We start from the raw sequence: 21,323 nt of genomic DNA, 5'->3' as shown, positions 1-21,323 counted from the left end.
GCGTTGGCGCAGCTACAGTGCCTTGTCGCGCAGGACCTCCCCGAGGAAGTCCTTGTCAAAGGGGATCGCGTCGGGGAGGTCGAGGGCCGTGTCTGAGGCAAAGACGATGTAGTTTTCGCCGACGTTTTGGTGGTCAACCACAAGCGTGATTGCCACGTTCGCGAAGGTTGCCATAAGGCCGGCGGTGACGGTCCTGAGAAAGCCGTTGCCAGGGTCGCTCTCGTCTGGAACCACGTTGGCGAGAAGGATGCCGTGTGGGGAGAGCGCCTGGTGAGCCGCGTGGAACGCCTCGAGGGTGGCGAGGGTGCGCACCGGGGCATTGCGGACAAATGCGTCGAGGACGATGGCGTCGTACGAGGAGGGTGTGGCGTCATCGAGCACCCGGCGGCCGTCCGCGCAGATCACGTTGAGCTGGCCACCACCGTGTTGTTGCAGCTCGCAGGCCTCATCGAGGTAGAACCAGCGTCGCGCGATATCGATGACGGCTGGGTCGATCTCGACCACGTCGGTCACGACGCCGGGGTGCTTCTCGGCAACGAGCTTTGGAAACGCGAAGCCGCCACCGCCGATGGCGAGGAGCCGTTGTACGTGGGGAACCAGGTCAAAGACGCGGCCAAACGCGCGATGGTACGCAAAGGGCGGCTCCATGCGACGGGGACCAAGGAGTGTTGCGGACTGCCAAACGCCGCCCGTGCTGAGGATTCGCTGCCAGACGCCGTGGGCGTGCGTCGTGCGGATGAGGGCCAGGCCGGACTGCGTGCTCACCACGTGAGGGAGGAGCTCGGCGGGGGAGGGAAAGTAGCTGCGTGAGTTGTCTGCCATGGTTTCCCTCCCGTTGTCGCGGCCTGCGTAGGCTCACCATCATAGCGATGCCGGGCAGTGTCAGCCGGGCGTGATGGCGCTGTGGGACTTTTTGTCGCCGGATTCGTCGCCTTTGAATTCGCCTAAGACGGTAATTTATCTTCCGAGAGTAGGGGTTCTGCCCAAAATTTGCGGTTGACGGCCTTTTTCGGGGATTCCGCTTAGTATCACCTCGCGGGTGCCATTTCGCTACCTGCGGCTCCGCAAAAAGTTAGAGTTTGCGTACTCGGCGATTCGACCAAAATGGGCCGTCAACCGCAATTTTTGAGCACGGCTCCGGCCACACGACCAGGCAATCCAGCTATTTGACATTGTCGGAGGCTCATCCACGTCAATAGCGCCCGCAAAGGGGATTGTCAAAAGGACTCGTGGAGAAATCCGCCTTGACGCTTGCAAAGCCGGGCGCGTCCCCGTATAGTAGTTGGGCGCTCAAGCGCAGGCCAGCATAGCTCAGTTGGTAGAGCACCGCTCTCGTAAAGCGGGGGTCATCAGTTCGAGTCTGATTGCTGGCTCCAGTGTTTTCGCAGGTCGGATGGGGTATTCCCCGTCCGACCTATTTCATTATTTATGTCCCATTTTGCCCGGAGGGGTGAAATAGGGGTAATGTTTCACCTTGTGAGGCATGGAAAGCGCCTTGGATGCCAATCTCAAGCGTGACGCGCCCAGATGATCCACTTTTCGATTGGCGCGCTGCAATGTTGTAAACACAACATCGCTTAGGGCTTCTCCGTTGCATCCTTTCGATAGCCGCCAGACGAGAGGAGCGTGCTCATGAACGAAATCGCAGGACACGCATTTGATATAGCCGCAGATAACCCACCCGTTCCGGGCTGCACGGTTTCGCATCCGGTCTGGGAAGCCGGCGGAAATGGCCTGTCGTACTTTAGCCTTGGCGCTGGAACGGACATCAGTGCCGAGCTCTACGGCTACCACAGGCTCGAGTTTGTTGTTGCCGGCGAGGCGCAGGTTACGGGTGCTGCCCCTGCCGTTGCCGGCGCGGGCCAAGCCGTGGTTACGCCCACGAATGTCCCCGTGGGCGTGCGCGCCGAGAAGGACACCGTCTACGTTGAGCTTTCGCTTGAGAAGGGAACTGCCATGAACAGCGTCATTAAGCCAGGCGAGGCGTTCACCCTGAAGGATCTCATCCCTTACCAGGATGGGCGCATCGTGAACATGGATCTGGCGCACAACGACAGCATGAAGTTCGTGCTCATGAGCTTCGATGCAGGCACCGGCCTTTCCGAGCACGCCGCCCCTGGCGACGCCCTTGTGTTTGCGCTGGACGGTGAAGCGACCATCACCTACGAGGGCGTCGAGAACCTCGTCCGCGCCGGCCAGACTTTCAAGTTCGATGCCGGTGGCCGCCATGCCGTGCGTGCCGACAAGCGCTTCAAGATGGCGCTGTTAGTGACGCTGGCGTAGGAGGGACGTTCGGCGCGCAGTGCCGGAGATTCAAGTAGCACCTTGTCGAGAAGGAGCCGGGCGCAGTTGCCGTCCGGCTCCGTTACTATGGAGGTAACGTTACCATGCCCAGGGGGGTGTTGCGTTGTTAGCCGGTGGCTTCTCGGCCAATAGCATTCGTCTTGCTGCGTGCGTCCCTACGGATGTGCAAGCTCTTCTGCCGCGCGCGGTCGAAGCGCTGCGTAGTCACGGTATCTCGCGTGCGGTGCTGTTTGGTTCCCAGGTGAACGGGCGCGCGGAAGCCCATAGTGACATAGACCTAGCCATTTGGCCGGCTGCTGGCTCGAGTGCCCATGACTACTTCGAGCTTGTGGACGAGCTTGATGCGCTCGACACCCTAAGGCAGTGGGACCTGGTAGACATGACTCGCTGCTCCGAGGAGAGCACCATCGCAAAGGAGGTTGCCGAGCATGGCGTTGAGCTATTCGCGTAGGCTTGATCAGCTTCATCGACTCAATGTAGAGCTGGCAGAGGCACCCAGCAAGCCGGTCTTTTCTGACGGCTACGTTCTGAGCGGACTCCTCTCCAAGTTCAAGATTTGCTTTGACATCAGCTGGAAGCTGATGAAGGACGTTCTTATTGGCGAACTCGGCATCGTTGATTTCCCCAAAGGCAGCCCGCGCGAGGTGATTGCCATCTCTGCCTATAACGGGCTCATTGCTGATGACGAGACTTGGCTCGAGATGCTTAAACTCCGAAACGAGCTCTCTCACATCTATGATGGCGATGCTGCCGAGCAGGCAGCCCATGCAGTTATCAATTGCTATATCAGCGTTCTCGCCAACTTCGAGATGGACATGCGGACACGTGTGGGGAGGTAGCATCCGCTCTTGGCGGGGCTGCATCCTCCGTATCTAATCCGGTGAGTACTGTTGAGAGGGAATTTGACGCATAACAAAGTTCTGATCAACGAAGACGTCGTATTTCTTCTCTGCAGTCCCTAGGGCGGCGGTCCGAGGGTGTTGCGGGTAGTTGCAAATGGCTCGACGAGTCCATCTCGTGTCGGCTGGGTTGCCGTCAATGACGCGTTCCGCAACACCACCCGTCTAGTGATAGAGTTCTCGTTGACACAAGCTCTTGCTCCTTCATCCTCTGTGTTTCTCAGCTCCACTTGTACGACCTGCTCGGTTTGCTCGGCCCTTTGACTCTTCCGGAGCCGTATTCAAAGCCCCTCGGCCGGCTCCCTCGAATAGCGTTGCTTGGCACTTCTGCCATTGCGTTGCTGGTAACGGTCGCGGAGAAGGGAGTTTGGATGGACGAGAAGCTATTGGGAGTTGCCGCTGGCAAGGTACCTGCGGATTTGGTAATCAAGAACGGCCAAATCGTCAACGTCTACTCTGGCGAGGTCTATCCCGGTGGCGTCGCTGTGAGCGGCGAGACGATCGCCGCCATTGGCGACGTCGACTACGCCATTGGGGAGGGCACCAAAGTTGTCGATGCCGAGGGCGCCTACATCACGCCCGGCTTCATTGATGGGCACATTCACCCAGAGAGCTCTGACCTGGCGATTCGTTCGTTTGCCGAGGCGGTTCTCTCCCATGGCACGACGTCCATCATGACGGACCTCCACGAGATTGGCGTCGTGAGCGGCCTCGAAGGCATTGAGGCGGTAATCGAGGAAAACGAGGCCACCGACCTTCACCTGTATTTTGTCGTCCCCTCGCATGTGCCCTTCAGCCCTGCTCTGGAGACGAGCGGCGGTCGCTTTGATGCCAAGATCATTCGCGAGGCGCTCCAACGACCTGATGCGGTTGGCATCTCCGAGGTGGTCGGGCACTACGTATTGGCGGGGTTCCCCGACCTTCTCGAGTCGATGGACTATGTCAACAAGACCCCCGGCCTCTCCAATCAGGGCCATCTGCCCGACATGACTGGACCCACCCTCAACGCCTGCCTTGCTGCTGGCGTAACCACTGATCACGAGGCACTCGATGGGCCACAGATTCTCGAGCGTCTTCGCAACGGTTGCCATGCAATGCTCAGAGAGTCCTCTGCGGCACGTACCCTGTCCGACCAATTGAAGTCGATTGTGGGGAGTGACATTGACACGTCTCGACTCTCCATCGTCACCGATGACCTACACTGCTGCGATCTTGCCCACACCGGCCATCTCGACCACCACATCAAAGTTGCGCTTGAGGCCGGGCTTCCCTTTGTGAAGACAATCCAGATGGTGACGATTAACGCCGCCAGGGCGTTCTCTCTTGACGATAAGATCGGTGGGCTTGCCCCTGGCAAGCGGGCGGACATCAACCTCGTTAGCGGAGACACGGCAGACAGCTTTGCCGTAGTGTCCACGTGGTCGTCGGGTAAGCAGGTGCTCGACCACAACCGGCTTCTCGTCCACTACCCTCCGGCGGAGCACAGGCCTTGTCTGCTGAACACGCTGACGCTCAAGAGCCCTATTACGGCTGAGAGCTTCATGATTCAGGCTCCTGCGGGCGCTCACAAGGTACGGGTCAAGGTCATGGATACGCTCCCATGGATTCCCGTCACCCAGCCGCGCGAGGTTGTGCTGCCTGTTGTGGACGGTCATGTGGCATGCGACGTCGAGCAGGACGTACTCTACATTGCCCAGGTGGAACGCTATGGCAAGAACGGTAACGTTGGAAAGGCCTTCATGGGCGGGTTCCACTTGAAGAGTGGTGCCGTGGCAAGCTCGGTTGGCCATGACAATCACAACATCATCGTGATGGGCACCAATTTCGAGGACATGGCCGTAGCGGTGAACCACCTCGTCGACATCCAGGGCGGTCAGTGCCTCGTGGACGGAGGAGAGGTTGTTGCCGAGGTGGCGTACCCAATATGCGGCCTGCTCTCAGACCTGTCTTGCGAGGAGCTTGCAGAGAAGAAGGAGAAGCTCAACGAGGCAATGGCAGAGCGGGGCTGCATCATTAAGATCCCGTTCATGTTCCTCTCGTTCATTTGCCTTGCGGCTCTTCCCACTCTGGCAATAACGGATCACGGATTCATAAACGTCCTTACCATGCAGATTGAAGATCCTATTCTTGTAGTTGAGAGCTAGGTGAGCGCCATGTCGCAAGAGAAAACGCGGGCGTATCTTGGCTCGTTCTTCCACGCCCCCACATATGGGGAATTCGAATACCTTGAGAACGTCCTCATCGAGGTCGACGGAAGCGGTGTCATCACGCGCGTGGTTACGGCCGATGACTCCGCTCAGCAGGGGATCATTCAGACGCATCGCGAAGCTGGCACCATAACCGAGCTCCCTGAGGGGTGCTGTGGACTACCCGGTTTTGTCGACATGCACGTTCATTCCTGCCAGTGGCCGCAGGCCGCGCTGGCGCTTGACGAGCCCTTGTATCGCTGGCTTCAGGAGCGCACGTTTCCACTTGAGTCGCGGTTTGCAGACATCGAGTTTGCGCACCGTGTGTATTCGGACCTAGTTCAGCAGCTCCTTGCCCGAGGGACGACGACCACCGTCTACTTGGGTAGCGCTCATCTTGAGGCGACGCTTGAGCTTGCAAGAATCTGTGCAGACGCAGGTCAGCGTGCTCTTGTCGGCAAAACTGTAATGGATGACCCGGTGGCGAACCCCGATTACTATCGCGACGCGTCTCCCACCAAGGCGATTGCAGACACCGAGACCCTCGTTCGTGAGGTCGATGGGATGCGCCCGGGCGTGCCTCAGGGCGTCTGGCCGGTAGTTACGCCGCGCTTCATTCCGAGCTGTACCGACGAGGTTCTGTTTGGGCTCGGTAAACTGGCACAGAAATACGGATCGTATGTGCAGACCCATTGCAACGAAGGCCAATGGGAGCACGACACCGTGCTTGCTAGATGCGGCAAGGAAGACCCGTATGCGCTTCGAGACTACGGGCTTCTCGGACCGCGTTCCATCATGGCGCACTGCACCTTCCTGACGCCCGAGGAAGGCGAAATGTTCGCCGAGCTTGGCGTTGCCGTGGTGCATTGTCCCATGGCAAACTCGTATTTCTCCAGCAGCGTGGCGCCCATTCGCCGTTTTCGGGAGCAGGGAATACATGTGGGCATAGGAACGGATATCTCTGGTGGCTACAGCCCCAGCATGTACGAGAATATCCGGCAAGCGGTGCTGTGCTCACGCCTCCTTGAGACAGGTGTTGATGCGCGTAGGCCGGAGGCGGAGCGCGGCTATGGCGAAGCGCGGCTTTCAATTCTTGAGGCCTTCTACCTAGCGACCACCGGAGGAGCGGAGGCCCTTGGCCTGCAGACTGGTGCCTTCCTGCCTGGTCGTGCCTTTGACATGCAGATGGTAGACGTTTCCAGACCGTATTCGGACCTCACCGGCTTTGGGGTGTTTGACAGTCCGGAAGACCGACTGGCGCGTATCCTCTATCTCTCGACGCCGGATAACGTGCGCAAAGTCTACGTCCAAGGAAGATGCGTCATCGACAAGGATGCCTAGATACTTCCTCGCTTTCGCGTGGTGGGGATTGCTGAGGCGAAACGCACACATGGCATTCGACGCTCCGCACAAAGAATCGGATAGTTGCACAGCTGTACATGCTCGTCTGCTGCGGTGCTGCTCGGAATGACGAGCGGCACCGTTTCTCGTTTCCATCCATTTACCTGAACGCAGTCCAGTTGGTTAACGATGCGTGGGCGTTGTCTGACGAAAAATTTCTTTATTTAAAATCGCTATGCGATATTGATACTCGACGGCGACTGGTGAAACTTGTGATAAGTGATGAAGTAAAGCAGGTTATGGGAGAGTGCATCGAGTGGAGGCGCCACCTCCACGAGAATCCGGAGCTTTCCTTCGAAGAGTACGACACAACTAACTACCTAGAAAATAAGCTTTCTGAGCTTGAGGGGATTGTCCTGCGCCGCTATGCAAAGACCGGTGTTGTGGCCATTCTTCGCGGGGCAAAGCCGGGACGGACTATTCTGCTACGCGCCGACATCGATGCGCTCCCCATTCAGGAGGACACAGGCCTACCGTTTGCCTCTAAGAGGCCTGGGGTGATGCACGCTTGCGGCCACGATGGCCATACCGCAATGATGCTTGCCGCCGCGACGATTCTCTCTAAGGAGCGAGATTGCCTGTCCGGTGAGGTTCGCTTCCTTTTCCAGCATGCGGAGGAGCAACCTCCCGGAGGAGCTGCCGAGCTAGCACGCCTGGGAGTTATGGATGGCGTGGACGAGCTCTACGGCCTGCATTTAAGCTCGCTCTATCCTACGGGGCACTTTGGTGTCCGTGCGGGTGCGCTGACGAGCGCAACCGACCGTTTCGAGATAGATGTTGTGGGCAAAGGTGGCCACAGCGCCTATCCCGAAGGTGCTCACGATGCGATAGTCATGGCTGCTCAGGTTGTTCTTGCCATTCAAACCATCGTGTCCCGGAGGGTGGCAGCAACGGAGCCAATCGTTGTCTCTGTATGTCAGATCAATGCCGGCACAGCCTACAACATCCTCCCAGACGAGGTTCACATAGTTGGTTCTACTCGAACTTTCAGCGAGAAGACCCGCAAGAGGCTTCCTAAGATTATGGAAGACATCGTCAGGGGAATCACCGAGACGGACGATTCCACTTATCGCTTTCGCTTCGTCAAGGGTTACGCATCGGTCGTCAACGACGCTGCTCTTACGTCGCATTGCCGAAATCTGATCGAGAAAAACTTTGGCCACGATGCAACCTTTGATATCGAGCCCCTAATGCCAGGCGAGGACTACTCTGCGCTTCAGGGTTTCTGCCCTGGATTTTTTGTTGAGCTGGGAGCGAGGAACGAAGAAAAGGGCATTGTGTATCCGCACCACAATCCTCATTACCTGCTCGACGAGGATGCCCTGCAGTATGGTGTCGAGTACTGGTGCGACCTCGTGAGAGACCGTCTTTCCTAGGGCGCGAGGCCTCATGAAGACATCTGCAAAGAACATAGTCGATGCACTTCACGGCGTCCATACTCTCGACATTGCCATTCGGGGTGCGCGAATCGTTAACGTGTTTGATGGTTCCATTCGCATGGGAGATGTGGGGGTGGTTGGCGACCGCATAGTTGCCGTAGGAGATCTCTCTGATCTTTCGGCCGCAACAGATATGTACGGAGAAGGACGCTACCTTCTCCCCGGCTTTGTTGACTCGCACATGCACCTTGAGAGCAGCATGCTGCTGCCAGCACACTTTGCGCGCATTGCCTTGTCGTGTGGCACAACGACCTGCCTCGCCGACCCGCACGAGATTGCCAACGTGATGGGCATTGCAGGCGTTCGCGCGTTAGTCGAAGCAACCAGCGGCCTGCCCCTTCACGTGCTGGTATGTGCCCCGTCAACCATCCCCTCCGCACCTGGGCTCGAGGGTTCCGGCTATAGCGTTGACGCCTCTCAGATCGACAAGTTCGCCCGCGGGCTTCCGCAGATAATGGCGCTCGGCGAGGTCATGGACTTTAACGGCGTTGCCTCCGGCGACGCTCGCATACTCGGCGTTGTGGAGGCGGGAATTCGCAACGGTTGGGTTGTCGACGGGCATGCAGGCGCTCTCGCAGGACGAGAACTGCAGGCGTTCAGAGCGGTCGGCATTACCAGTGACCACACCACCCCCTCCGCCGAGAAGCTTCGTGAGGAGTTGGCGCTTGGCTTTACTGTGCAGATACAAGATTGCATGTTGAGCGCCGAGATGGTCAAGGCCATGAATGAAGCGGCTCCCGACAACCGTATCTGTCTTGTGACTGACGATGTTCCTCTTGAGGGCCTCATGCATGAGGGGCACCTCAACCACGTGGTGGCCCATGCCATTGAGCTCGGTCTCGACCCAATTCGCGCCATCCGCTTCGCAACAGTCAACGGCGCGCAGCGCCTTCGCTTGGAAGACGTTGGCGGAATTGCCCCGGGAATGCGTGCGGATCTGCAGCTAGTCGAGGACATCCGCCATCCGCGCCCCTGGCTTCTCCTCAGCAATGGCAATGTTGTTGTCCGCGATGGCTCATTTGTCTGCGCACTTCCCCAGCGCACCTTTCCGCTAGCCGCCTTTCGGACGATGAACGTCCAGAACGTATCCGAGAGGGACTTTGCTATCGAGGCTCCCGCTGGTGGCGAGTGCATGCTTAACGCTATCCGAACAGATGGAATTTCGTTCAGAACCGCCCTAGTGAAGAAGAGCTATTCCGTTGTAAGACGAGAAGGCCGCAACATCGCCGAGATCTCGCCAGACCTTAAAATGGCGGTCTTTAATCGACATGGGGCTGGCACTCACGCGGTTGGCGTCATTGAGGGCATGCCCGGTACGAGGGGCGCGTTTGCTACAACCTACGCTCATGACTGCCACAATCTCGTCGTCTACGGCGGGAATGACGCCGATTCCGCTCTTGCCGCAAACACGCTCATCAAAGTCGGTGGCGGTATGTGCGTGGTCTCGAGGGGGAAAGTTCTCTCACTCGTAAGACTGCCTGTCGCAGGCCTGCTTTCCGAGGAGGAGCCAGAGCAGCTACTTGGTGAGGTTGATGACCTTCTCAACTACGCCCGCCAGTTGGGCTTCTCACATAAACGATTGCTTTCGTTTTTTACTCTAATGGCCCTGTCCGTGTCTCCGGATGCTAAGTTGTCCGACCGTGGGCTGGTTGACGTGCTCCACCGTAGGTTGCTGCCTGTGGTGACGGGGGAGGAGAAAAGGTGAATCGAAGGCGAGAAGCTGTTTTGCTGGCGCTGCCGGCAACCATTGCTTTGACGGTGCTCTTTCTTGTGCCAATGGTGCTCATCCTTGCGCAGGCCATCGTGCAGGAAGGCCTTTCGGACTTTGCGGAGTTCCTCACGGATTCGTTTTATCTCGACGTTCTTGCGACAACGCTTCGGGTGTCGCTTGTGAGCACAATCCTGTCGCTGCTCATTGGGTATCCCGTTGCGTACTACATGGCCCGAACTAGTTCCGGCTTCCGCAAGGTGATGATTGTAGTCATCCTTTTTCCGTTCCTCGTGAGTGCCGTGGTACGCTCCTACGGTTGGATGGTCATTCTTGGGACGAACGGCCTGCTCAATCAGCTTCTCATGGCAATGGGGCTGCTCTCTGAGCCGGCAAAGTTCATCAATACCGAGGGTGCTGTCGTGCTGGGGATGATTCACCTTCTCATTCCATACATGATTCTCTCGCTTGTTGCCATCCTGCAGGGGATTGACCCTAACGTAGAGAGTGCCGCGGACAGTCTTGGCGCCAACCCCTTTCAACGGTTCCTTCATGTGACGCTTCCGCTGAGTCTCCCCGGGATCGTGAATGGATGCGTGCTCGTGTTCACGATGTCGATGACGTCATACGTGACGCCCAAATTACTAGGGGGCTCCAAGTTCCGCATGATGGCGACTATGGTGGTCCAGGAGGTTAACGTGAACTTCGACTACAACGCTGCGACGGCGATTAGCTACATCCTTCTGGCGGCCATCCTGGTAGTCCAGGTATTGCTGGGAATCTCGACCCAGCGTGGGATGGCGCGCCTTGGGGGTGGTCGTGATGCGTAATGGTCAGGTCAACCTGTTCTGCAAAACTATGGCTGTCTTGGTCATGGCATTTCTGCTTGCGCCCCTTGTAGTAATCATACTTGCATCGTTCACGCCAACCCAAGTCGTGACTTTCCCGCCGAAGGGATTCTCTCTCGACTGGTACGTAAACGCGTTCAAGCCTTCCAACCACTTTGTAAGCGGTCTTATCGATTCGCTTAAGGTCGGCATCACTGCTACGCTCGTAGACATTGTTTTGGGCGTGACGGGTGCTATCTGCGTCACGCGCTTCGACTTTCCGGCCAAACGCGCGCTTCTTGGTTTCTTTACCTCGCCGATGTATGTACCAAGCGTGACCTTCGCCTTCGTCCTCCTGCAGATTTACAGCCAGATTGGTGGTATCTCGGGTTTCTTCAGGGTGCTCATTGGTCACCTGGTCATCATCATGCCGTACATCGTGAGAAATACCGTCTCGATCCTGCACACGTTTGACTGGACCCTTGAGGACGCGGCGGCTTCGCTTGGTGCGAGTCCTATCAAAGTTGCAACCAAGGTAACGCTGCCCCTCATACGTCCGGGTATTGTGGCCGGCGCTGTTCTCGCGTTCCTCTACTCCTTTGACGAGGTGGCGCTAACGAGTCTGCTTTCGACTCCTCGCTTTGTGACGTTACCAATCAGGCTCATGAACTACATCGAGCTTACGTTTGACCCGACGCTCGCCGCCGTCTCAACGCTGCTCATCGTGGCATCCCTTGCAATCATCATCCTCATGGACAAGACCATCGGCCTTGACATGTTCCTCAAGTAGTAGGGGGTATTCATGGCAACACTCGAGCTGGTCCACTTGCGCAAGGAGTACAAGCGCGTGACCGCAGTTAAGGATTTGAGCCTTTCCGTTGCAGATGGCGAGATGCTTGCCCTTCTCGGCGAATCGGGATGTGGAAAGACTACAACGCTCAGAATGATTGCGGGCTTCGAAACGCCAACTAGTGGCAAAGTGGTCGTTGATGGCAAGGAGCTTGGTCCCAACGTTCCTGCGTATAAGCGAAACATAGGCATCTTTTTCCAGAACTACGCGCTGTTTCCCCATATGTCCGTCTATGACAACGTTGCGTTTGGCCTGCGTATGAGGAGGGTGCCGCCGGAGGAGACACGTAAACGTGTCGACGAGGCGCTCGCTATGGTGCGCCTTCCGGATCTTGGCGACGAGTATCCCAGAAGACTCTCCGGTGGCCAGCAGCAGCGAGTGGCGCTTGCACGAGCGCTGGTGACGCGGCCGCAAATCCTCTTGCTTGACGAGCCGCTGTCCAACCTTGATGCAAAGCTGCGCGTCGAGATGCAGGTCGAGATTAAGCGCATCCAGCGTGAGCTCGGCATTACGACCATCATCGTCACGCACGATCAGGAGGAGGCGGTTTCGCTGGCTCACCGGGTTGCCGTGATGAGGCATGGCGAAATTATGCAGCTGGGGACTCCCGAGGAGGTTTTCGACCACCCCAGCTCGCCCTTTGTCGCCGACTTCATGGGGTTCCAGACCTTCCTGCGTGGGAATTGTCAGGGTCAGGTGGGAGACTGCGTTGCATTTAACTGCTCGGGCAAACGCGTGCTCGTGGAGAAGGATATGGCTGTGGGCATGGAAGCCGGCATGCCTGCGATTCTCGCCATTCGCTCCGAGAACATCTCCGTGAGACCGTCGAAGGGTGCTTCGGAAGGTGAGCAGGGTATTGTCTCCGGCGTTATTGCACATAAGACCTACCGCGGCCATGCGACCCGACTGGAGGTTACTGGCGCCTTTGCGGAGAGTCTTTTCCCCTCGATTGTCGGTCGGTGCGATCTATCTGAGGGCGATGAGGTAGAGGTTGAGCTGCCGGCGGATAGCATCTGCGTCTACGTCGAAAAGGGCCAAGACGCAAATTGATTCATCTGGCCGGAATGGTCACTCTGCCGTGTTTTGCAGACGCCTCCCGGTCAGGTTTGAGGCACTACCACCGCATGGGCGGTGTTCGCGTTTTGTATACACGAGGGAAATGGGGACGGTATGAAAGGCATGACTCGTAGGAACTTCTTGGGGTTCTCGGCGGCAAGCTTGGCGGCGCTTGGGCTGGCCGCCTGCGATGACGAAGAGAGCACACCTCAGACGAGCGGAGATGCTTCCTCTTCCGGGGCTGACTTTGGTGGCGCTGAGCTTGTTGTTGCCACGTGGGGGTGGGCTGAGAACGGCCTCAAGACCCTCGCTGCGGACTTTGAGTCCACGTATAACTGCACCATTGTGGTTGATCCGACGAGTGGTAACTCTGATCGTCTGAACAAGCTGGTTGCTGAGAAGCAAGATCCTACCGCCGACGTCGCATTTCTCACTAAGAGCTTTGCTATCACCGGGGAGGGGGAGGATTTGTTCGAGAAGATTGATGCCTCCAAAGTCACGAGTCTCGACGAGCTTTACGATTTTGCAAAGGATGAAAATGGCTATGGACCGGTTTACTCGGTGTGTCGCTATGGCATCATGTACAACAAGACGGCGCTCGACGAGAAGGGCGTGGATTACCCCACCTCGTACAAGGATCTCTTTGACGATAGGTACGCTGGTATGGTCGCGCTGCCTGATATGACCTCAACTGCCGGTCCCTACCTACTGGTGACGCTTGCCGAGGAGCTTGGTGGCAGTCAGGAGGACGTGAGCCCTGCCATGAGCCTACTTCAAGAGAAGAAGGACAATATCAACCTTTGGTATACGACTTCCTCGGATGTTGTGACCGCCTTCTCTACGGGTGAGGACTCCATTGCCGTTTTCATGGACATTAACATGCCGAGTCTTTCCGAGTCTGGTTTGGACATGGTGTGGGTGAACGCAAGCGAGGGCTCCTTTGCGGCACCGGCGTCCGTGAACGTGGTGAAGGGTTGTGCGAACCCCGACCTCGCGCAGCTCTTCGTCGAGTACATGATCTCGAAAGACACCCAGGACCAAATCGCTTCGGTCATGAATGAGGCTCCGGTTAACAAAAACGCCACCATGGACGATAGCCTTAAGACCTATCTCGCATACGGTGACGATGCCATGGCAAACCTCAAAGAGTTCGACGACTCCTACATTAACGAGCATAAGAGCGAGTGGATTGACGAGTTCCAGCGTACAGTTAACGTGTAAGGAGTAGCAAAGACGGTTTGCGGGTGTCGGATGTTCTGACATACGTCGAGCATCCGATGCCCGCTTTCTTTGCGGGCTGCGAACGTGGCGAAGCATCCACGTGTCATGTCGATGGCTCTACTCCTCCGAGCCCGGTCCGGAGAGCGCTGTTGAGAAGGAATTCGACACATAACAGCGTCTCGCACAACGAAAACGTCGATTTCCTTCTCAACAGATCCTGGGACGGTAGCCGTGGGAGTCTCCGCGGCACCTGCGCAGCCACCGGGGCACCTGCGCGGCCACCGGGGCACCTGCGCCGCCGCTGGAGCGCCGCCGTACCCCTACTCCTCTGGAATCGGTATCAGCACGTTCACGTGGAAAAGGTCGCGGTCGCTGCTGAAGGTCACGGTGCCTCCGTACTTCTCGGCAACGTCCCGCATGGAGTGCGACCCTAAGCCGTGTCCGGTGGGGTCGGCGGCCGTGGTCTGGGGCAGTCCGTCGACCATCGTGACGTTGCCAACATAGTAGTTGGTCACATTCAGCGTAAGCATGTCACCGCTGCGTCGCGCCACCAGGCCAATCGCGCGCTTCTCGGGGTCGGCCACCTTGCGCACGGCATCCAGGGAGTTATCGAGGGCGTTGCCCACCAGCGAGTAGATGTCCACGGGGTCCATGAAGTCCAGCGCTGATCCGTCGGCGATGCACGAGAGGGTCACGCCCTCGCGCTCGCATACTAGGCCTTTGACGAAGAGCAGCGCATCCAGGGCATCGTTTCCGGTCTTGAGCTTGAGCTCGACCATGCGCGTCTCGCTTGCCAGCTCCTTGAGCTTTTCCGCGTCGGCGCCACCCTCGCGCGCCGCGGCGCGCACACGGCTGCGCAGTGCCGTCATGCGCGCGTTTACGGCCTCGACGCTCTCGCGCATGAGGTTGTAGTGAGCCTCCTGGTCGGCGTCCATGCGCTCAAGGGACGCCACGTCGGACTCCAGCCGGCGCGAGTAGAGCATCTCGAACTCCAGCACCAGCGAGAAGACGCAGATCACGTCGTGAACGGCGCGCAGCACCATCACGTACGGCACGGGAATGCCGGCCGCAAGCAGGTGCTTGTTCTCCATGTCAAAGACGATGGCGATGAGAACCACCAGCGCAAGTACCAGGAGGATTTTCTTGTTCTCAATCTCTACCAGGCCATTCTTGCGTATGGGCCTCACAAAGAACCAGTAGCACACGGGGTAGACCGCGGCCATGCCCACAAGGTTGAGCGGGAGGAAAAGTTCGCTCGACATGTTTGTCCCGGTGCCCTCCACCAGCAGGAACGCCGAGTACGTCACGCAGCTCGCGAGGTTCTGGATGAGGTAGCCCGCCGTCGCGCAGAACAGCGCCGTCCAGATGGATACCTGGTAGCAGAAGACCAGCCCGGCCACAATAAGCGCAAGCATGGCGACAAAGTCCAGCGCCTCCGCCGCAAACGAGACCGTCCGCGTCGAAAAGACCGAGACGATGAGCGAGTTCCTGTAGAGCGCAATCGAGATGAGCGTCAACGCGACGCAGGACGTGACCGCGCGCGCCGCGAGAAGCCTGCGCCGGGGAAGCAGGGTGGCAAACATGGCTATGGCGACCACCAGCTGAGAGGAGATGGTCACGCCGAGGATGACGGCCGCTCTCGTCATGATGGCAGCGACGGTTGTGCTCACTGTTGCACCTCCTTTTCGGGAAGCGGTATGAGCACGTCGAGACGGAAAAGGTCGCCATCGGTGCTGGTGGTGATCGAGCCGCCGTAGCGCTCCGCCACGGCGCGCATGTGACGAGCTCCATAGCCGCGGGCGTCTTGGGACGCCTGACGCAGCGGCAGGCCGTTCGAGAGCCTCACGTCCCCGCGGAAGTAGTTCTCGACGTGCGCGCTTACCATGCCTCCGGTGCTTCTCACCGTCAGGTCGATTACGCGCTTCTCGGGCTCGTCGAGCTTCTCGACGGCCTCGATCGCGTTGTCGACGGCGTCTCCAAAAAGCGAGTAGATATCGGCGGGCGCCATGAACGAGAGCACGTCACCATCGGCCACGCAGCCCAGCGAGATGCCCTCTCGCTCGCATGCCAGGCCCTTCTCGGTAAGCACGGTATCCAGGGCGACGTTTCCGGTCTTCACGGCGGCATCGTAGACGTCGAGCTGACGCTCCAGCTCGACGAGCGCCTCGGTTCCCACAAAGCCCAAGGCCTCGAGGTCGCGCAGCTGGTGGCGGATGTCGTGCATGCGCACGTTGATGGCCTGTGCGTTCATGCGCGAGGCCGCCAGCCCCTTGGCGTCATCGGCGCGGGCGCGCTCCATGGCGGCGACGTTCGTGCGCAGGCTCCTCGTGTAGAGAAGCTCGAACTCAACGGTGAGCATGAACACGCAGGAGATGCCGTGGATCACGCGCAGGAGCACCACGTCATTTGCGCTCGCGCTCAGCCCGGGAAGCGTCTTGTTCACCAGGTCGAAGGCAATGACCACGAGAATCACCGCCGCCACGACCACCAGCATGGTGCGGTCCTCGACATCGGTCAGGCGGTGGCGTCTCACCGGCAGAGCGAAGGCAACGTACCCCAGAAGGTAGACGATGGCGGTGACGGCGGCGGTCTCTGCCAGTTGGAGGGGGAGGGGCCGCGGCCCCAGAAGAAAGACGAGAAACCCTTCGGCTCCGCTTGCCAGGTTCTGCAGGGTGTATCCCGTGGTGGCAAAGAAGAGTGCCACCCACACCGACGTGTCGAAGAGGGCGAGAAGCACCGGCACGGACACCACGAGCAGAAGCGAGAAGAGCGCGAACTCTGCCAGCACGCGCGAGGGGCCTGCGCTCGTGGAGATGCCTGTTGCGCCCGCAACCCCGACGCCCACAAGTGTGAGGGCGGCTGCCGCTACGGCAAGGCCAGCGAGGCGCGCCCAGAAGCGCGGCCTTCTGTGGAGCGACCAGGCAAACAGGAGCATGGCCACCGCAATCTGTGCGACCGTCTCGAGCGAGCTTGCCGCAAGGATGACGTCCATCAGATGGATCCGCCCAGGTACTTGGCTATCTCGTCGACGGCAGCCCGGCGCTTGGAGCGGCTGAAGAAGTACGTCTCGCCCGTGGTGGTGCGCACCTCCGAGCCGGTAACGGTGCGCACGAACGCCATGTTGAGCAGGCAACTGTTCGAGATCCGCACGAAGGGTGCCTGCGAGAGCTCCTCCTCGGTCTTCGAGAGGCTTCCGCGCACCACGTACGTTTGCCCGTCGGCGAGGTGGTAGACAAGGCTGTGGTTGGAGACCTCGACGGCCACCAGCTCTGCCGCCGGGATTACGCGCAGTCCGTCGTGGGACGTCACGACCACGTTCATGCCGGAGTTCCTCTTGAGGATGCGCATCGCCTTGTCCATGCGCATCCGGAAGTTGAAGTACGAGACGGGCTTCACCACAAAGTCGAGGGCGTCCACCTCGTAGCCGCGCACTGCATACTGCGCGAGGTTGGTCACAAAGATGATGGGCGTCTCGGAGTCGTAGGTGCGGATGAGCGTGGCCGCCTCCATGCCGTTGATGCCGGGAAGCCCAATGTCCATGAAGATGAGGTCGAACTTGGCGTCGCCCGACGTGGCGCCCAAGGCGGACTTCTCCCAGCTTACCTGGAACTCCAAGTTGTTCTCGCGTGCGTAGCGCTCAAGACTGTGACGGAGCGTCTCGGCCTCGCGCTCGTCGTCCTCGACCATGAGTATGCGATACATGTGTCCCCCCTATCCCCGGTGAATATGGTACGTGAAGGAAGGCATGCGTGGGCGGCACCTCCCAATCGTTTCCTTCGAGCGGTCGTACGCCTGCGCGGTGTCGTTGCAGTCCGCGACCCAGTTTTGACGGGTTACGCCCCCGGTCGTGCCGCTGCGACCGCACGACCTACTGTTACGCATGGAGGAGGTTCTCCTCGCCGCGCGCGGGGTCTGGCCCGGGAACGCCGAGCGTCCAGACGGGCCATTCGTGGCAGCTGGTTGACCGAATGTGCCACGTTTCCCTCGCGAGTCGGGCGAGGAAATAGAGTTGTGGAAGACAAGGGGCGCACGCATGCGCCAGGCAAGCAAGGGAGCGGGTTCGATGAAGCACGCGGACATTATCGGGAAGATGACGCTGGAGGAGAAGTGCGCGCTTCTCCAGGGGGCCACGACCTTTGGGAGCTGGGGCTCGGAGCGCCTCGGCATTCCCGAGATGGAGTTCTCCGATGGCCCCAACGGGCTGCGTCACCAGCTTGGTGCTGCCGATCACCTGGGAATCGCGGGCTCCGAGCCCGCCACCTGCTTCCCCACGGCGGTCACGGTGGCAAACACCTGGGACGAGGCGCTGGGCGAGAAGATCGGCGAGGCGCTTGGCGAGGAGGCCGCGGCCCAGGGCGTGGGCACGCTCCTGGGTCCGGGCCTGTGCATGAAGCGCTCGCCGCTCTGTGGACGCAACTTCGAGTACTTCTCCGAGGATCCCTACCTTGCTGGCAAGATGGCTGCCTCCTACGTGCGTGGCATCCAGTCCAAGGGCGTCGCCGCGTGTCCCAAGCACTTTGCGGCCAACAGCCAGGAGACCCGCCGGCAGGCGTCGAACTCGGTGCTTGACGAGCGCACCCTGCGCGAGAACTACCTCACCGCCTTCGAGATCGTGGTTCGCGAGGTCCACCCCAAGTCGATCATGAGCTCCTACAACCTGATCAACGGCACCTATGCCAACGAGAACCGCCACCTGCTTCGCGATATCCTGCGCGATGAGTGGGGCTTCGACGGTGCTGTGGTGACGGACTGGGGCGGCTCGAACGATCACGTTGAGGGCGTGGCGGCAGGCTCCACCTTCGAGATGCCCGCGCCTGGCATGGACTCCGTGCGTCAGCTCGTGGCCGCCGTGCACTCCGGTCGCCTCTCCGAAGACGTGCTGGACGGCTGCGTGGACGATGCGCTTGAGCTGGTCCTCTCCACGCATCCTGCTGTGGAGAGCGCCACGGGCGAGTTTGACAAGGTCGGCCACCACGCGCTTGCGCGCCAGGCGGCCGCCGAGGGCGCCGTGCTTCTCAAGAACGAGGGCGCGCTGCTTCCGCTTGCCGCGGGAACCAAGGTTGCCCTCGTGGGCGACTTTGCCCGCGAGCCGCGCTACCAGGGCGCCGGCTCCTCCGCGGTCAACTCCACGCAGGTAGACAACGTGCTCGACCTAGTGGGGGAGAGCGGCCTCACCCTTGTTGGGTACGAGCAGGGCTTCCTCCGTCACGGCGGCGAGGATGCCGCCAAGCGTGACGCGGCCATCGACCTGGCAAAGCACGCCGATGTCGTGATTGCGTGCCTGGCGCTGGACGAGATCGCGGAATCCGAGGGCGCGGATCGTCGCGACATGCGCCTGAACGACAACCAGGTTGAGCTCCTGCACGCCATCGCGCAGGTGAACCCCAACGTGGTTGTGCTCCTCTCGGCTGGCTCTTCCGTCGAGACGGACTGGGTGACAGACGCGCGCGCGGTGCTCTACCTCGCGCTTGGCGGTCAGGCAGGTGCTGGTGCGGCGCTCGATTTGGTGTGCGGGCGGGCGAACCCCTCCGGCAAGCTCACGGAGACCTGGCCCAAGCGTCTTGCCGACACGCCCACGGCCGACCGCTTCCCGGCGCAGGGCATGAGCGCCGAGTACCGCGAGGGCATCTACGTGGGCTACCGCTACTACCAGACGGCGGGCGTCGAGGTGGCATACCCGTTTGGCTATGGCCTCTCGTACACGAGCTTCTCGTACAGCGATCTTGCGGCGACGTCCGAAGGCGTGACCTTCACGCTTACCAACGACGGTGACCGTGCGGGCACCGAGGTCTGCCAGCTCTACGTGGCGAAGCCCAACCACGACGTGTTCCGCGCCGCCCAGGAGCTCAAGGGCTTTGCGCGCGTAGACCTTGCGCCGCACGAGGGCAAGCAGGTGAGCATTGCCCTGGACGACAAGGCGTTCCGCTACTTTAACGTGGCTACCGGCGCTTGGGAGGTCGAGGCTGGCACCTACGAACTGCGCGTCGGTGCCTCCAGCGAGGACATTCGGCTTGTGGGGACTGTCGAGGTCGCGGGCACCAATGCGGCCAACCCCTATGCCAACGTGGACGTTTCGCCCTACGAGACGGGTAGGGTCCAGACTGTGGACGATGCTCACTTTGCGGCACTTCTCGGGCACCCCATCCCCAGCCCCAAGGTCCGCATCGACCGCAACATGTGCTTCTGCGACCTCAATCACGGCCGTTCACCCATCTTCTGGATTGTGTGGCTGGTGCTGGCTGCCATGAAGCGCGCCGCGGACGCCTCGGGCAAGCCCAACCTCAACGTGCTGTTCATCTGGAACATGCCGCTGCGCGCGCTTGCCAAGATGACCAATGGCATGGTCTCGGTGGGCATGGTCGACGCCATCGTGCGCGAGATCAGGTGGTGGGGCCTTGCGGGCATCGTGCCGGCACTGCTCGTCAAGCTCGCGACTGGTGAGGGCTTCATCCTGGTGTGGTTCCTCTGGTTCCTCGTGCCGATTCTTCTTGCCTTTGTTGCAAACCTCGTTGGCAATGTGCGTACCACGAGTGCGCTTAACACTGCGGGCAAGTAGTTCTCGCGAAGTGGCTGCGCTGCCGGGTGGGTTGGTGCGGCCGTGTGTGGAAGTAGGTTGATCGGCCGGGTGGCCGGGAAGGAAGGGGCAAGTAGATGAGCTTCAAGACCTGGACCGAGGAGCACAAGACGCTCTGGCAGTTCATCAAGTTCAGCGTTCTGTCGAACATCTCCACCATCACGCGCTTTGTGTGCACGTGGGTGGGTACCGCGATTTTCATCAATGCGATGCAGCTAAACAGCCCGTTCAAGTTCCTGCTGTTTGACTACACCACCCCCGGTTCCAACTACCTGGGCGGTTTTGTCACGTTCCTCATCGCCGAGGTGCTGGCGCAGGTTGTGAACTTCTTCGTGCAGATGTTCCTGGTGTTCGACTCCGACACCTCCTTCAAGGATGCGGCCTGGAAGTACGCGCTTCTTGCCGTGCTCATCGTGGTGGTCAACCTCATCCTCCCGAGCTATGTGACGGCTTTCTGCCAGGGCACCTTTGGCTGGGATGCGGGCCTCTCCGGCACCGTGGCCTCCTTTGTGAACACGCTGGCAGCCGTCGTCGTGAGTTTCCCGTTGCTCAAGTTCTGGATCATGCCGGACTCCAAGGACAAGAAGGCCGAGGCCAAGGAGGCGTAGCGGATTCCGTAGTGTCGCGGCGTTACGACGGCTTATCAAGGTGGCCCGCCCTGATTATTACGGGGCGGGCCACCTTCTTTGGGGAAAATGGCAAGTTACGTCCTTCTTGGGTACTAACCTATCGCTTCTTGGTGATTGAACGTACGACAAGCAGGAGAGCCACAACCACTATGGCAACGCACGCAATAATCAGTGGCTCAGGCGCACCCAGGCCTGCGTATTTCATAGCCTCACCTCCTAGTTGGCAACG

At 59.6% G+C, this 21,323-nt stretch carries 17 protein-coding genes and 1 tRNA gene; 14 read left to right on the top strand and 4 right to left on the bottom strand.

Features of this window, described 5'->3' with window-relative positions; genetic code table 11:
* Positions 1-12: 12 nt before the first annotated feature.
* Complete coding sequence (locus BMX94_RS08330) at positions 13-822, bottom strand: spermidine synthase (protein WP_091005518.1); 810 nt, start codon at positions 820-822, stop codon at positions 13-15.
* A gap of 478 nt (positions 823-1,300) precedes the next feature.
* On the opposite strand from BMX94_RS08330, the gene BMX94_RS08325 reads away from it, so the two are divergent.
* From BMX94_RS08325 to BMX94_RS08270, 12 genes are all read left to right on the top strand, one after another.
* A tRNA-Thr gene (locus BMX94_RS08325) sits at positions 1,301-1,376 on the top strand.
* Positions 1,377-1,632: 256 nt separating this feature from the next.
* Entirely contained in the window at positions 1,633-2,283 is a 651-nt protein-coding gene (locus BMX94_RS08320; RefSeq protein WP_091005516.1) for a cupin domain-containing protein, read from the top strand.
* A 184-nt stretch (positions 2,284-2,467) separates the two neighbouring features.
* Positions 2,468-2,755 (top strand): nucleotidyltransferase family protein, encoded by a 288-nt coding sequence (locus tag BMX94_RS08315; protein WP_177171388.1) that lies wholly within the window; start codon positions 2,468-2,470, stop codon positions 2,753-2,755.
* Positions 2,733-3,143 (top strand): HI0074 family nucleotidyltransferase substrate-binding subunit, encoded by a 411-nt coding sequence (locus BMX94_RS08310; RefSeq protein ID WP_091005512.1) that lies wholly within the window; start codon positions 2,733-2,735, stop codon positions 3,141-3,143. Before BMX94_RS08315 ends, BMX94_RS08310 begins: the two co-directional genes overlap by 23 nt.
* A 431-nt stretch (positions 3,144-3,574) precedes the next feature.
* Positions 3,575-5,347 carry an adenine deaminase gene (locus BMX94_RS08305; RefSeq protein WP_091005510.1) on the top strand — a complete coding sequence of 591 codons (1,773 nt, stop codon included), beginning with the start codon at positions 3,575-3,577 and terminating at the stop codon, positions 5,345-5,347.
* A 9-nt stretch (positions 5,348-5,356) separates the two neighbouring features.
* Positions 5,357-6,730, top strand: a complete 1,374-nt coding sequence (locus tag BMX94_RS08300) for an amidohydrolase family protein (protein WP_091005581.1) — start codon at positions 5,357-5,359, stop codon at positions 6,728-6,730.
* A 272-nt stretch (positions 6,731-7,002) separates the two neighbouring features.
* Positions 7,003-8,166 carry a M20 metallopeptidase family protein gene (locus tag BMX94_RS08295; protein ID WP_218138477.1) on the top strand — a complete coding sequence of 388 codons (1,164 nt, stop codon included), beginning with the start codon at positions 7,003-7,005 and terminating at the stop codon, positions 8,164-8,166.
* Between the two features lie 13 nt (positions 8,167-8,179).
* On the top strand, positions 8,180-9,934 hold the full coding sequence (locus BMX94_RS08290) for an adenine deaminase (RefSeq protein WP_091005506.1): 1,755 nt from the start codon (positions 8,180-8,182) through the stop codon (positions 9,932-9,934).
* Positions 9,931-10,767: an ABC transporter permease gene (locus BMX94_RS08285; RefSeq protein WP_091005504.1), complete on the top strand. Its 837-nt coding sequence runs from the start codon at positions 9,931-9,933 to the stop codon at positions 10,765-10,767. The genes BMX94_RS08290 and BMX94_RS08285 overlap by 4 nt, the downstream gene beginning before the upstream one ends.
* The gene (locus BMX94_RS08280) at positions 10,760-11,554 is read left to right on the top strand and encodes an ABC transporter permease (protein ID WP_091005502.1); all 795 of its coding nucleotides are present in this window, start codon (positions 10,760-10,762) and stop codon (positions 11,552-11,554) included. Before BMX94_RS08285 ends, BMX94_RS08280 begins: the two co-directional genes overlap by 8 nt.
* A 12-nt stretch (positions 11,555-11,566) precedes the next feature.
* Positions 11,567-12,664: an ABC transporter ATP-binding protein gene (locus BMX94_RS08275; RefSeq protein WP_091005500.1), complete on the top strand. Its 1,098-nt coding sequence runs from the start codon at positions 11,567-11,569 to the stop codon at positions 12,662-12,664.
* A gap of 129 nt (positions 12,665-12,793) precedes the next feature.
* On the top strand, positions 12,794-13,891 hold the full coding sequence (locus BMX94_RS08270) for an extracellular solute-binding protein (RefSeq protein ID WP_177171387.1): 1,098 nt from the start codon (positions 12,794-12,796) through the stop codon (positions 13,889-13,891).
* Positions 13,892-14,211: 320 nt separating this feature from the next.
* On the opposite strand, the gene BMX94_RS08265 is transcribed toward BMX94_RS08270, so the two are convergent.
* Genes BMX94_RS08265 through BMX94_RS08255 form a run of 3 tightly spaced genes read right to left on the bottom strand, consistent with a single transcriptional unit; the run spans position 14,212 to position 17,593 of the window.
* Positions 14,212-15,561, bottom strand: a complete 1,350-nt coding sequence (locus BMX94_RS08265) for an ATP-binding protein (RefSeq protein WP_091005497.1) — start codon at positions 15,559-15,561, stop codon at positions 14,212-14,214.
* Positions 15,558-16,883: an ATP-binding protein gene (locus BMX94_RS08260; protein ID WP_091005495.1), complete on the bottom strand. Its 1,326-nt coding sequence runs from the start codon at positions 16,881-16,883 to the stop codon at positions 15,558-15,560. Before BMX94_RS08260 ends, BMX94_RS08265 begins: the two co-directional genes overlap by 4 nt.
* Positions 16,883-17,593, bottom strand: a complete 711-nt coding sequence (locus tag BMX94_RS08255) for a LytR/AlgR family response regulator transcription factor (RefSeq protein WP_091005494.1) — start codon at positions 17,591-17,593, stop codon at positions 16,883-16,885. The genes BMX94_RS08260 and BMX94_RS08255 overlap by 1 nt, the downstream gene beginning before the upstream one ends.
* A gap of 361 nt (positions 17,594-17,954) precedes the next feature.
* Between BMX94_RS08255 and BMX94_RS08250 the strand changes: the two genes are divergently transcribed.
* Positions 17,955-20,447, top strand: coding sequence for a glycoside hydrolase family 3 C-terminal domain-containing protein (locus BMX94_RS08250; protein WP_091005579.1), 2,493 nt, complete (start codon positions 17,955-17,957; stop codon positions 20,445-20,447).
* Between the two features lie 95 nt (positions 20,448-20,542).
* Positions 20,543-21,073, top strand: a complete 531-nt coding sequence (locus BMX94_RS08245) for a PTS cellobiose transporter subunit IIC (protein WP_091005492.1) — start codon at positions 20,543-20,545, stop codon at positions 21,071-21,073.
* The last annotated feature ends 250 nt before the right edge of the window (positions 21,074-21,323 follow it).

The organism is Olsenella sp. KH3B4, from assembly GCA_900111695.1.
Classification (GTDB): Bacteria; Actinomycetota; Coriobacteriia; order Coriobacteriales; family Atopobiaceae; genus Tractidigestivibacter.
The sequence above is the reverse complement of the archived record's forward strand: the minus strand, read 5'-3'. Positions and strand labels throughout refer to the sequence as shown.

What these genes read in the sequence shown, in the direction of transcription:
- BMX94_RS08330 (WP_091005518.1), bottom strand. Translation starts at nt 822, where the DNA reads ATGGCAGACAACTCACGCAGCTACTTTCCCTCCCCCGCCGAGCTCCTC.
- BMX94_RS08320 (WP_091005516.1), top strand. Translation starts at nt 1,633, where the DNA reads ATGAACGAAATCGCAGGACACGCATTTGATATAGCCGCAGATAACCCA.
- BMX94_RS08310 (WP_091005512.1), top strand. Translation starts at nt 2,733, where the DNA reads ATGGCGTTGAGCTATTCGCGTAGGCTTGATCAGCTTCATCGACTCAAT.
- BMX94_RS08305 (WP_091005510.1), top strand. Translation starts at nt 3,575, where the DNA reads ATGGACGAGAAGCTATTGGGAGTTGCCGCTGGCAAGGTACCTGCGGAT.
- BMX94_RS08300 (WP_091005581.1), top strand. Translation starts at nt 5,357, where the DNA reads ATGTCGCAAGAGAAAACGCGGGCGTATCTTGGCTCGTTCTTCCACGCC.
- BMX94_RS08290 (WP_091005506.1), top strand. Translation starts at nt 8,180, where the DNA reads ATGAAGACATCTGCAAAGAACATAGTCGATGCACTTCACGGCGTCCAT.
- BMX94_RS08280 (WP_091005502.1), top strand. Translation starts at nt 10,760, where the DNA reads ATGCGTAATGGTCAGGTCAACCTGTTCTGCAAAACTATGGCTGTCTTG.
- BMX94_RS08275 (WP_091005500.1), top strand. Translation starts at nt 11,567, where the DNA reads ATGGCAACACTCGAGCTGGTCCACTTGCGCAAGGAGTACAAGCGCGTG.
- BMX94_RS08270 (WP_177171387.1), top strand. Translation starts at nt 12,794, where the DNA reads ATGACTCGTAGGAACTTCTTGGGGTTCTCGGCGGCAAGCTTGGCGGCG.
- BMX94_RS08260 (WP_091005495.1), bottom strand. Translation starts at nt 16,883, where the DNA reads ATGGACGTCATCCTTGCGGCAAGCTCGCTCGAGACGGTCGCACAGATT.
- BMX94_RS08255 (WP_091005494.1), bottom strand. Translation starts at nt 17,593, where the DNA reads ATGTATCGCATACTCATGGTCGAGGACGACGAGCGCGAGGCCGAGACG.
- BMX94_RS08250 (WP_091005579.1), top strand. Translation starts at nt 17,955, where the DNA reads ATGAAGCACGCGGACATTATCGGGAAGATGACGCTGGAGGAGAAGTGC.
- BMX94_RS08245 (WP_091005492.1), top strand. Translation starts at nt 20,543, where the DNA reads ATGAGCTTCAAGACCTGGACCGAGGAGCACAAGACGCTCTGGCAGTTC.